Here is a 10,658-nt window from a genome sequence, read left to right on the forward strand (position 1 = left end):
CAAGTTTTTCCAGTTTTATTGTGCAAATTAATCAATTACAGTTTTAGCACAACAAGAATTTCAGATTTGGCTGGGTTACTATGCAAGATTGGGGTATGAGTGAAGTGAAAGGTCAGGTTGTGGAGGGTGCTCGGCTGAATAAATACTTATCTAATATTCTTGGCAGTTTAAACTTCGACCCAAAGAGCAGTGTCTGTAGTGGTCTAATACTTCCGGACACTTCGCTAAGATGGTAAAACTACCAAGTGAGGTGACGTATGACAACAAAAGGTACACGCCGGCAATTCAAGCCGGAGTTCAAGAAAGACGCTGTAGCTCTTGTCTCTGAACAAGGCTATTCGATTTCTAAGGCCGCAGAGGCTGTAGGGACCACTGCTAATAACTTGCGACGCTGGGTAAAGGAGCTGAAGCAGGAAGAGAGCGGAGTAAGGTTGGATGCAGGCGAGCGCGCTGAATTGGATCGGTTGCGACGTGAAAACAAGCGCTTGCGGATGGAGAAGGAAATCCTAAAAAAGGCCAGCGCCTTCTTTGCGAAAGAAATGAAGTAAAGTACAGCTTCATCAAAGAGCAGAAAAGTAGCTTTCCAGTTAGGATGCTTTGCCGAGTAATGCAGGTAAAAAAGAGCAGCTATTACGATTGGTGCCATCGCAGTGATAGCTCAATAGATAGCCAAACATGGCAACTATGCCATCGCTTGAAGGCCTTATTTGCAGAATCTCGGCAGAGCTTGGGAAGCCGCCGACTAATGAAGCTATTACGCAGAGAGGGCTTTAAAATTGGGCGCTATCGAGTCCGAAAGCTAATGAAAAAGCTAGGTTTGGCAGTAAAACGCAAGAAGCGTTTTGCGTTGACGACAGATAGCAAACACCAACTGCCCATTGCAGAGAATCTTCTGAATAGGGATTTTTCGCCGAGTGCTAAAAATCAAGTTTGGGCTACGGATATTACATACATCTGGACGCTACAGGGATGGTTGTACTTGGCGGTAGTAATTGATCTCTATTCACGCCGGATAGTTGGTTGGCACCTAGATCGCCAGATGGAAACGGCTTTGGCGAGTCGTGCGCTGATGATGGCCGTCAATTTACGCACACCACCGCAAGGCCTTCTACACCACTCTGATCGAGGCAGTCAGTATGCCAGCCATACCTATCAGGCGTTGCTGAAGGAGCATGGAATGGTATGTTCAATGAGCCGTAAAGGAAATTGCTGGGACAACGCACCAACAGAACGGTTTTTTAGCAGCCTGAAGCGAGAGTGGCTAACGGGAAATCTCTATGAAACAAGGGTGGACGCGACAGCAGATGTGAGAGCCTATATTGCTTATTACAACTCATGCAGAATACACACAACATTGGGGGATGTAACCCCTATCGAATTTGAGAAATGTGCTTAAAGAGGTGTCCGGTTGGACTTGACCACAACAACAAGGCTAGGAGAAATTGTAGTGGACTGTACCGGCTAAGCTGTTTCTTCCGAAATTTGAAAACAGAATGGGTGTCGGATACCGGCTACAAATCCTTATCTTCAGCTAAATAGGGGAATTATCTATATGCTGGCAGTGGCCCCTTTTATGAGGCTGATGTATTGAAGGGAATAGCCATGATAAATGGGATGCTTTGGCATGACATTTACCAGATAGATAAAGATGTAGAGTGAAAGTGCTAACAAGGCCAGGCACAATCTCCTCTTTAGGGCTGAACCTCCGCTGCTTCGCAGATCCAGCCCACTACACACGCTAAAGGCGTTAAGTCTCCTATGAATATCGAACACTATCAAAATTTTCAAGATTGCTTGAAGAAAGGTCTCAAAAAGCAAGCATCTAAGTATGTTTCTCTATTCGTAGACTCATTTGAGAGCGAAGATGAAATTGAATCTTGGGTCTGGGGGTATCTGCCATGCCTTGAGACTAATAACCATAGCTGTATTCGCCACGAACTCTTTAATAATCTTGTCTATCCGGTCTTGAGAAAAGGCTATGAAGCAAATGACTACAGATCTACGTTATGGCTGGGTAAGCTGGTACAAAACATATGTCAAACAAAAGGGGTTTTTGAGGATCTTGGGTTCTTGGGGGAAATGGACTTTTATCGCAAGTGTTATGATATTGATCCAAGCAACACAGAAGGTAATGAGTTGCTTGTAAATAGTATTTTAACTTGGCTTTCATATTGTGAGCACGAATGGCCTTCAGCTATCCTTTATGGTATGGATGGGGCAGATATTGAGCAATGTAAAGATATTCGTGATGAGGCTAACTTTGCGGTTTATTTATCTAAAAATAAAAGTGATAAAGAATTTGTAATGCAATTCCTAGGGAAGCTTGACCAGTATGAAAAAAGACTTAACAAGAAAAGTTGCGGTGCTCCAATACGCTCCGTTTGAATTCTGTGCGGAGGGGGGTTAATTATGCCTGAAGTCAATATTCGCTCTGCAAATGAGCGGGACCTGGACAGATGCTTTGAAATTGAATCTGTGTCCTATAGCGGTAGTGAGGCTGCAACGAAAGAAAAAATTTTAAAGCGGATCAAGAGCTATCCAGAAGGTTTTCTTGTTATAGAGAATAGTAAAGAAATTATTGGATTTATTAATTCAGGAGCAGCTCACAGGGTTGAGTTGTCTAATGAGGAGTTTAAAGAGTTGGTTGGCCATGACCCAAGTGGGGAAAATGTTGTTATTATGTCTGTGGTGGTTGATCCTAAGTATCAAGGCAGGGGTATGGCAAGGAAGTTGATGGATAGCTTTATTAGCTCTATGAAGGGGTTAGGTAAGGCGAGGATTTATCTAATATGCCAAGCTGAACTTCTTGGTATGTACGCTAGATTTGGTTTTGTTCATATTGGTGAATCCAACTCCGATCATGGAGGGTTAAGCTGGCATGAAATGTCACTTTCGTTGGAAAATATATAGTCTGCATTTAACTCTGAAGTACATCACCATTTAGGCTTCAGCGGCAGTCGTATATTCTCCTATTGATTGTTTCGGGGGGGTAGTCCAGGGTCTTTCTCGGGCGATTATTTAAACTCTCAATAGTCGCTTCTATATCTGCTTGATTCGCAAGCTTGAAATCAGTTTGTTTCGAGAAATGCTGACGCAGTAGGTCATTGGTATTCTCATTTAGATCCCTCTCCCACGATGAATGCGGATGTGCAAAATAGACCTTCGCATCTAGAGCCCCTTCAGTTTTCCCGTTCAGGGTAAACACTTTACCGTTGTAGGCAGTAATAATGTGTACGAAGTCCTTATGTTGTAGGGGATATCTCTGGGGGTAAATTCTCATAAAGGGTGCCATTTTGCTGCTTATTTGACCCGATATGAGGGCAAGAAATGTTCGAAAGCTTCACTCGTTTGTCAAAAGGGCTGAAGGATTATATTTTTTCTGGTGGATGTTCATAAATAGCACTACGGAATGGTGTCCTGAATAAGCGGTGAGGAAAATTTTGGTAATCTGAAGCAGGAGTACTTAACGGGAAATTCTTCATTAAAGTTTCATACCACTTTATGATTAGCTGGATTGTGGATCTATGCTTCATCGCAGACTGTATCCCACTCTTGTTGGTAGCCATTGCTGTTCAGGTGTCCGCCAATAATGTGCATTATTCTTTCTGCCCAATGTTGAAGGTTAGCCTCGCCTAATACAATCTTTCCCTCTTCTCTGTCTAGGGCAGTGGCGTCGAGCATTTCCCAGAAAAACCTAGATAGAATAATAGCTTCCTCTTTATTGAAGACGCCTCTTGGCTTGGATAGAATTTCAAGCACGGTTTGATTGTTAAACTCCCCGGCATAATGAAGCATGACCAGCCTGGCCTTTTCATCTTTCCCGCTAAAGTTAAGCATTGTCAGGTTCTTCAGTTGTTGTATATTTTATTGTGGATATATGGTTGACGGTATTTTTCCGAGTGCCCATAAGTGGCATTACCTGCACACAATACTGGAATGTATCAATCCCTGTTTGTCTAAAGCTAGTGTAGTGTATTAAATAGATTACCGATATATAATGTGAGCTTAATTTAGCGATTAAGTGAAGACCAATGCCAGCTCAAGTTGAAATCAATTTATCACCGGAAGAAAAAAAGCAGTTAGAAAAGAATATAAAAAGTCGAAAAATATCGGTGAGATTGGCTGAGCGGTCAAAGATTATTTTGCTCGCTGCCAAGCAGGTTCCCAACTACCAAATTGCGAAAAAGTTAAGCATTGATGTCAATACGGTGGGCCGATGGCGCAATCGTTTTGCAGAAAAGCGTCTGGCAGGTATAGAGAAGGATTTGCCCAGGGGGGCTAATCATGGCGGTAAGAATTCAGAAGAGCAGGCAAAACTCCGCTCGAAAATTATCAAGATGACGACAGGAAGTAAGCCAAAGGATGGGACACACTGGACAACGCGAGGCATGGCGAAAGTCTTAGGAATTAACCACTCTTTTGTCAGCAGGGTATGGCAGGAAGTGGGCCTTAAGCCTCATCTAACCGAAAAGTTCAAGGTGAGTAACGATCCTGCTTTTGAAGAAAAATTACGCGATGTTGTTGGCTTGTATATGTCACCGCCAGAAAATGCTGTTGTCTTTTGTGTGGATGAAAAAAGCTCGATTCAGGCCCTGGATCGGACACAGCCTGGACTACCCATGAAACCGGGGCGGTGTGGCACCATGACCCATGATTATAAACGTCACGGGACAAGCACTCTTTTTGCCGCCCTTAATACGCTGACTGGTGAGGTCATAGGTGAGTGTAGAAAGCGCCATCGTCATCAGGAGTTCTTAGGCTTTTTAAAGACCGTAGAAAAGCAAACACCCAAAGAACAGGATCTTCATCTTATCGTCGATAATTACGCGACTCACAAGCATGAAAATGTAAAGCGCTGGCTCAAGAGAAACAAACGAGTTCATCTTCATTTTATTCCGACCAGTTCATCCTGGCTAAATCTGGTAGAAAGATTTTTTGGATTACTCACAGAGAAGCAGTTGCGCCGAGGGGTATTCACCTCAGTCAAGGAGTTGGAAACGGCTATCGTGAAATTTATTGAAACACATAATGAAGCCAAGAAAGCTTTTGTGTGGACGAAATCTGCTGAGGAAATTTTATTGAAAGTGGAGCGTGCACGCCAAGCACTCTCAAATCAGCAATCTATTTAATACAGTACACTAGTTTAAAACTAGTCCCACTCAACTTCGTCATTATCAGTTTCTTTATCTTCATCAAAGTCCAAAGCATCAGAGGAAATAAATAGGGCAAATTTAGGTTCCCCTTTATTTCTGGCATGCTCAGCAGCCTTTTCTATCTGCTCAAATTGCATGCTGCTCTTCCATGATTTGGGATTATACCTCTCACATTTAAGTATTTCGGCCAAATCGAGCTGCTTGTTTCGCAATAGGTGAACCATGGTACCAGTAGCTTCTTCAGAGTTTTTTGCTGGAATTAAGCAGTCGACGTAATAAAACTCTGCCCCATCACTGTCAAGTAAACAGCCCTTTAATGGGCGTGACATGCTTGCAACGATCCATATATTTTTCTTGTTCATAGTTTTATTTTGTGGGTTAAGCGCTTAACTGACCTGGGTGCTTCTTATGCTTTATGTTAGCGCAGTATTAAGGTCAATTCTTTATTGCTGAATGCACTGAACTATAAACTATCCTGCATTCAATACTGAAAGGGAAGCGGTGTATCGTTTTGAGGGGGTTCACCGTTATTGAAATCAGGCAGAGAAAATCCGCTCACCATGTAAACCTGTATGCCCAGCCGTTTGAGAGCGGGTACTATTCAGATCTATTGGCTATACAGAGCGAAGTGCTGAAATATATGTAGGGGGTAGCTGACCAGGCTGGCGCAGGCAAGCCTGGTCTAGGGGGGATTATAGGCAGTTGGTTGGCTTGGGGAGGCCGGCGATTTTACTGGCCACTTTTGCCGGGCTGGGGGGGAAAAGCTGCATTAGATAGATACTGCGGCCCTTTTCTGCACCTAGGTGCTGGCCAATATATTTCACCAGCGGGCGCATAGCCGGGGAGAGTTCAAATTCGCGGTAGAAGCTTTGCAGCAGGTCGATAACCTGCCAGTGCTCATCGCTCAATTCGATGTTCTCGGCAGCGGCCAGCTGAAGAGCGGCGTCCCGGCTCCAGTCACTGAGGTTGCGCAGGTAACCCTCTTTATCCAAGGGGATTTCCTGTCCGTTGACGACTAGGTTGCTCATTTGTTGTTACCGAAACCAGCTGACTATGGGTTGATGCTCGGTACAGAGTTGTACCCAGCGAGCATCGTCGATCATTTCCACGCTATCCATGGCCGCCCTAGGTTGTTGCTGGCCTCGGGCAGCGGCGTCAGCCTCCAGGCAGTAGACCGGTGCATTTTGCACCCTTGCCAGGGTTGGGTGATGCAGTGCGTAGGCGCCGTCCTCAATAAGAAGGAGGGCGTCGCCCTGTGCAAATGCACCCAGGCATTCCTTTAGGGCGCTGCTGGTATAGGGTGATTTACTGACAATATGCAACGTCATATTAAAAGCTCAATACGGTGGGGTAAGCGGCGATCAGTGAGCCGGTATCTGTTACGGTTTTGGTTTCTGCGCCGGCAACCTGAATTTGCTCCAGTGTGATATTGCGTTCAGCGAGGCTTTGCTGGCAAACAAAAAACTGCTCAATCCCAAACATCGGCAGGGCCTGTAAATTGCGGCGCAGGCTTTTCTGGCCGATTTCTGCGGGCGATTGCTGCTCCAATAATTGGAATACCCCATCGCCGAGAAACAGCAGGTCCACGTCCTGTTCCATCGCCGCTGCGGCCAGTACGGCTTCGATACCCTCCCGTGCCAGGGCGTTGCCGTAGGGGGCGGTGCGGCACAGGGCCAGTGATTTAGTGTTCATGCTCAGCCTCCAAAGGTAATCAGGCGGTCGGAGTTGGCGACGGCATCGGTCAACTGGCCTAGGCCCGCCAGTTCGAAGCCGTCCGCTAAGTTGGCGGCGGGTCTTTCCAGGCGCTCGGATTCTCGCTGGTTCAGTACTCCGCGCCGTTGCGCTGCGGCAATGCAAACTACCAGGTCCAATGGGTGCTGGCGGCCCAGTGCCTGCCACTCGGCGGTGAGATCTGTTTCATCCTGAGGAGGGGCGGCTACGGCATTGCCGTTTTGTACACCGTCGCAGTAGAAAAAGACCCGGTAGATGGTGTGGCCCTGGGCTAAAAGGGCTTTGGCAAATCGCAGCGCACTGGATGCGGATTGGCCGCTGTGGGGGGCAGAGTAGATGGCTAGGGAAAACTTCATAGGGGGCCAAATAGTAAAATGCCCCGCATGGCGGGGCATTGTGACTTGCTCGATCAGGCTTGTTGCTTAGTCGTCAGAGGATGCGAATCCAAGGATGTGCAGCAGGCTGGTGAACAGGTTGAAGATGTTCAGGTACAGGGAGGCGGTAGCCATCAGGTAGTTGGTTTCGCCACCGTTGATGATGCGGCTGGTGTCGTACAGGATAAAGCCGGACATCAGCAGGGCCACAACGCCGCTCAGGGCAACGCTAAACAGCGGCATATGGATGCCGAAGAAGCCTGCGATGATAACGCCCAGGAAACATACCAGGACCGCTATCAGGCCAACGGCGAGGAAGCCACCCATAAAGCTGAAATCTTTGCGGGTAGTCAGCACGTAGGCGGACAGGGCAAAGAAGATCAGGGCAGTGGTACCGAGGGCCTGCATAACGATCTGGCCGCCGCCAGCCATGCCCAGGTAGTGGCTAAGCAGTGGGCCGATGGAAGCGCCCAGTAGGCCGGTAAAGGCGAAAACGACGCCCACGCCTGCGGCGGAGTTTGCTGTGCGCGGCAATACAAACCAGATTAAAGCCAGGGCTCCCAGGGAGCAGATCAGGCTCATGCCGCGGCCCATGCCAATCGCCATGGAAATGCCGGCGGTAATGGCACTAAAGAGAACGGTCATAGCCAGTAGGGCATAGGTATTGCGCAACACCTTCGCCGATTCCGAGCGATCCAGTGCGCGGGTTTGAGTGTAAGCTTGCGGTTGCATTTAGCGACTCCTGCTATTGATTGATAGAAGAATCATATAGCTCGCAGTGGGGACCTTCAAGTCGGGGAAACCCTTTTAGTATCCGTCTGCCAGTGTCTATGAATTTACAAAAACCCTATGTTTTTAAAGGGTTTAGTAAAATATCCTCCGCTTATTGTGAGGGCTGTGGGGCATTTTTCAAGGGCTGTTGTGCGGGTAGGAGCGGCGCTGACCAGGCGTCCAAGGGAGCTTATTTATCCACCCTGGGGGGAATCTCGATATCTACGATCAGTGGCAGATGGTCTGAGGCCTGGCGGGTTAGAGAGGTTTTTGGCACCAGTACCTTTTTCACCTTGAGCCCCGCACTCAAGAAAATATGGTCGATACGCACTTTCAGAAAGGTCCCTTTGGGCGTGTGGTGGGGCGCCTGTTCCTGGGCGTCGCGGAGGTAGCCTCCCAGGCGTTTGCACTCGGCGGAATTTGGCAGTGCGTTGAAGTCTCCCAGCAGCACCCGCTCTCCGGTGCAGCGGGGGTTGCTGAGCCATTCGGGGCCGAGCAGGGCATCGACCTGGCGCAGGCGCTCTGTGCGGGATAGACCCAGGTGGGTATTGATGATTTGGACAGGCCGACCATTCGCTTCGATCTCTATCCATACCGCGCCGCGTGGTTCGTCGGCGGCGGGGTTGAACAGTCTCCCTTTGCCCGCAGGTGGGCCGGGCAGTATGCCTTTTTTAATCAGGCGGGCCGGGAGGTGGGTAAGGATGGCGTCGCCATAGCGTTCCTCCTTGATATTGATTGTGGGCTGGAAGTGAAGGTCCATGGTCAGTAGGCGCGCCAATCTCTCTGCCTGGTCGAGGCCGCCGCTGCGCTTGCGCATCACGTCCAGTTCTTGCAGGGCGACGATATCCGGGTGGTAGCGGGCGATCACTCGGGCGATGCGCTGGGGTGACAGTTTACCGTCGAGTCCCCGGCAGCTGTGTACGTTGTAAGTCATGATGCGCAGCACCTTCTGCGGTGCTCTGTGGGTATCCATCCTCTTTGGGGGGGCACCCCTGAGGTAGGATCGGGCGGCGGTGCGGAGGTCCTGGGGGCGCCAGTAGCCGAGGCTGGGGTCCGGGGGCTGGATATCCTCTGGCATCAGGGTGAAGGCGTGGGTTTCGTTGGGCCCGGAGCCGCCGTGACTGCCATTTTCCATGGCAAAGGTGATCGGTTGCGGCAGACCTGTACACCAGCCGTACATCATAAAATCCCCGGAATCCGGGTGTCGGCACAGGTTGGCCATATCCTCTGCGGCCTGGTCCGGGTAGGGGTGTTCATTCCCCATCAGTTTGCGGCCGTCCTTCGGGAGCGCGATAGGCCCCTCTCTCCACCAGCCGTGTACCGGCGATGACGCCGGTGATTTGGGGTCTTGCAGGTAGAGCACTAAGGGCACCTTGGCCTGCTCTACGATCATTCTTGCAACATCGGCGCGATTTGCGCCCCCCAGGTCGATGTTGTACAGCATGGCGATGGGCCCCAGGGCGACCAGGGCAGTTGGGGCTTTGTCGCCCTCTTGCTTGGATGCCTGTTCAATATTGCTTTTGTCCATCCATTCACTGCCAAACAGGCGGGCTCTTTCGAAGCGGACTTTTTTGGCGGGGGCCGTGGGTCTGATTTGTGGCGCGGAGGGCAGGCTGGAGAGCGCTTCAGAGAGGGCGTCACCCAGACTGCGCCCATTTAGCTCCTCGTAGGCTTGGGTTTGTTCCTGGCCGTGGTCTGAGAAAATCCATACATCGTAATGGCGCCGCTCTGAAGTGTGTGCGGCTTTCCAGATTTTGGCTATCGCACTGTCTATCCCCTTTAATACCCAGTGGGCAAATGCCGATTTGGGCCCGCGCCGGTGGGACTGCTCATCGTAACCGAGCAGGTTGATATAAATAATCGGCAGGCCGCGGGTGATATCGACTTTCACCCCCATGGTACACAGCTCTCGGGTAAGAATGGTGACGGCGACCCGCGTTGGAATAAACAGCAATTCTTTGAGTGGGTTCTGCCCGGCGATAATTCCGCGAATACAATCGGCGATAGAGAGCAGCAGTTCGAGAATAATTAGTGCGCTGGTGCGCACCAGGCTCCAGAGGTTGGTGACAATCAAAATGGCGATTGCCAGGGGGCTGGCTTTGCGCAGGGCCGGGCCCCAGCCCTGGTCTGCCGGGCAGAAGTGGGCCTCGCCAGTCTTGGTACCGGCCTTAAATAAACTGAGATAACAACTGCCGCCGGTTAAAAGTGGATCGCGATCCTGTGTGTTAATTCTTTTTTCTACCAGCGCGGCCACTTCCGGGTCGTACATGCGCCCGAGCTTTTGGGTTTCGTGAACGAGAAAACCAAAAGAGGGCACGGCCTGGCGGACACCGTAAAAGAGCTCTGCCTGTACCGCTGGGGTTGTTGAGGGCACCCCGGGGTACATATGTTCCAGGCGGTAGTGTTCTTTTCTGATCAGGCGCTTTAAAAATGGCATTCGCCCCCGCGCCAGGGCTTTTAACAGCTCTGGGTGGGCCAACCCGTCTATTTGAATCAAAATCAGGCCAGGGGCGTGGGGGCTCTGCGGGCTGGTGGATAGTCTGAGTAGACGAGTGATCCACTCGCTGCGGCTTAAGCGGCGGCGCCAGCGTCTGATTGAGAGTCCAATACGGCTTAACATTACTGCTGG

At 49.7% G+C, this 10,658-nt stretch carries 13 protein-coding genes; 4 read left to right on the forward strand and 9 right to left on the reverse strand.

Features of this window, described 5'->3' with window-relative positions:
* Positions 1–257: 257 nt before the first annotated feature.
* The 3 genes from ACJJIK_RS02245 (at position 258) to ACJJIK_RS02255 (ending at position 2,910) form a co-directional block, all read left to right on the forward strand.
* Positions 258–1,396 (forward strand): IS3 family transposase gene (locus ACJJIK_RS02245; RefSeq protein ID WP_444931122.1). Its coding sequence is split into 2 segments (ribosomal slippage): positions 258–507 and positions 507–1,396, totalling 1,140 coding nucleotides; the frame shifts between segments, so codons are not numbered across the junction.
* A gap of 362 nt (positions 1,397–1,758) precedes the next feature.
* Positions 1,759–2,385, forward strand: a complete 627-nt coding sequence (locus ACJJIK_RS02250; protein WP_444944065.1) for a hypothetical protein — start codon at positions 1,759–1,761, stop codon at positions 2,383–2,385.
* A 24-nt stretch (positions 2,386–2,409) separates the two neighbouring features.
* On the forward strand, positions 2,410–2,910 hold the full coding sequence (locus tag ACJJIK_RS02255; protein ID WP_444944066.1) for a GNAT family N-acetyltransferase: 501 nt from the start codon (positions 2,410–2,412) through the stop codon (positions 2,908–2,910).
* Positions 2,911–2,947: 37 nt separating this feature from the next.
* Here ACJJIK_RS02255 and ACJJIK_RS02260 read toward each other — a convergent pair whose 3' ends face one another.
* The gene (locus ACJJIK_RS02260; protein WP_444944067.1) at positions 2,948–3,292 is read right to left on the reverse strand and encodes an IS30 family transposase; all 345 of its coding nucleotides are present in this window, start codon (positions 3,290–3,292) and stop codon (positions 2,948–2,950) included.
* Between the two features lie 230 nt (positions 3,293–3,522).
* A complete protein-coding gene (locus ACJJIK_RS02265) occupies positions 3,523–3,837 on the reverse strand; it encodes a hypothetical protein (protein WP_444944068.1) in 315 nt (104 codons plus the stop codon).
* A gap of 194 nt (positions 3,838–4,031) precedes the next feature.
* Here ACJJIK_RS02265 and ACJJIK_RS02270 point away from each other — a divergent pair, with 194 nt between their 5' ends.
* Positions 4,032–5,129, forward strand: a complete 1,098-nt coding sequence (locus ACJJIK_RS02270; RefSeq protein WP_444944069.1) for an IS630 family transposase — start codon at positions 4,032–4,034, stop codon at positions 5,127–5,129.
* A 20-nt stretch (positions 5,130–5,149) separates the two neighbouring features.
* On the opposite strand, the gene ACJJIK_RS02275 is transcribed toward ACJJIK_RS02270, so the two are convergent.
* From ACJJIK_RS02275 to ACJJIK_RS02305, 7 genes are all read right to left on the reverse strand, one after another.
* Complete coding sequence (locus ACJJIK_RS02275) at positions 5,150–5,515, reverse strand: hypothetical protein (protein WP_444944070.1); 366 nt, start codon at positions 5,513–5,515, stop codon at positions 5,150–5,152.
* Positions 5,516–5,845: 330 nt separating this feature from the next.
* Complete coding sequence (locus tag ACJJIK_RS02280) at positions 5,846–6,181, reverse strand: TusE/DsrC/DsvC family sulfur relay protein (protein WP_444931373.1); 336 nt, start codon at positions 6,179–6,181, stop codon at positions 5,846–5,848.
* A 6-nt stretch (positions 6,182–6,187) separates the two neighbouring features.
* Positions 6,188–6,481 (reverse strand): sulfurtransferase complex subunit TusB, encoded by a 294-nt coding sequence (tusB, locus tag ACJJIK_RS02285; protein WP_444944071.1) that lies wholly within the window; start codon positions 6,479–6,481, stop codon positions 6,188–6,190.
* Position 6,482: 1 nt separating this feature from the next.
* Positions 6,483–6,845, reverse strand: a complete 363-nt coding sequence (tusC, locus tag ACJJIK_RS02290) for a sulfurtransferase complex subunit TusC (RefSeq protein ID WP_444931371.1) — start codon at positions 6,843–6,845, stop codon at positions 6,483–6,485.
* A gap of 2 nt (positions 6,846–6,847) precedes the next feature.
* On the reverse strand, positions 6,848–7,240 hold the full coding sequence (tusD, locus tag ACJJIK_RS02295) for a sulfurtransferase complex subunit TusD (RefSeq protein WP_444931370.1): 393 nt from the start codon (positions 7,238–7,240) through the stop codon (positions 6,848–6,850).
* 66 nt (positions 7,241–7,306) lie between these two features.
* A complete protein-coding gene (locus ACJJIK_RS02300) occupies positions 7,307–7,990 on the reverse strand; it encodes a Bax inhibitor-1/YccA family protein (RefSeq protein WP_444944072.1) in 684 nt (227 codons plus the stop codon).
* 229 nt (positions 7,991–8,219) lie between these two features.
* Positions 8,220–10,649 (reverse strand): endonuclease/exonuclease/phosphatase family protein, encoded by a 2,430-nt coding sequence (locus tag ACJJIK_RS02305; RefSeq protein ID WP_444944073.1) that lies wholly within the window; start codon positions 10,647–10,649, stop codon positions 8,220–8,222.
* Between the last annotated feature and the right edge of the window lie 9 nt (positions 10,650–10,658).

This window comes from Microbulbifer regidiadema (SeqCode) (genome assembly GCF_052466995.1).

Bases quoted from the DNA above. Each gene is read 5' to 3' on its own strand.
- tusB (WP_444944071.1), bottom strand. From the start codon at position 6,481: ATGACGTTGCATATTGTCAGTAAATCACCCTATACCAGCAGCGCCCTA.
- ACJJIK_RS02275 (WP_444944070.1), bottom strand. From the start codon at position 5,515: ATGAACAAGAAAAATATATGGATCGTTGCAAGCATGTCACGCCCATTA.
- tusC (WP_444931371.1), bottom strand. From the start codon at position 6,845: ATGAACACTAAATCACTGGCCCTGTGCCGCACCGCCCCCTACGGCAAC.
- ACJJIK_RS02280 (WP_444931373.1), bottom strand. From the start codon at position 6,181: ATGAGCAACCTAGTCGTCAACGGACAGGAAATCCCCTTGGATAAAGAG.
- ACJJIK_RS02300 (WP_444944072.1), bottom strand. From the start codon at position 7,990: ATGCAACCGCAAGCTTACACTCAAACCCGCGCACTGGATCGCTCGGAA.
- tusD (WP_444931370.1), bottom strand. From the start codon at position 7,240: ATGAAGTTTTCCCTAGCCATCTACTCTGCCCCCCACAGCGGCCAATCC.
- ACJJIK_RS02265 (WP_444944068.1), bottom strand. From the start codon at position 3,837: ATGCTTAACTTTAGCGGGAAAGATGAAAAGGCCAGGCTGGTCATGCTT.
- ACJJIK_RS02305 (WP_444944073.1), bottom strand. From the start codon at position 10,649: ATGTTAAGCCGTATTGGACTCTCAATCAGACGCTGGCGCCGCCGCTTA.
- ACJJIK_RS02250 (WP_444944065.1), top strand. From the start codon at position 1,759: ATGAATATCGAACACTATCAAAATTTTCAAGATTGCTTGAAGAAAGGT.
- ACJJIK_RS02260 (WP_444944067.1), bottom strand. From the start codon at position 3,292: ATGGCACCCTTTATGAGAATTTACCCCCAGAGATATCCCCTACAACAT.
- ACJJIK_RS02255 (WP_444944066.1), top strand. From the start codon at position 2,410: ATGCCTGAAGTCAATATTCGCTCTGCAAATGAGCGGGACCTGGACAGA.
- ACJJIK_RS02270 (WP_444944069.1), top strand. From the start codon at position 4,032: ATGCCAGCTCAAGTTGAAATCAATTTATCACCGGAAGAAAAAAAGCAG.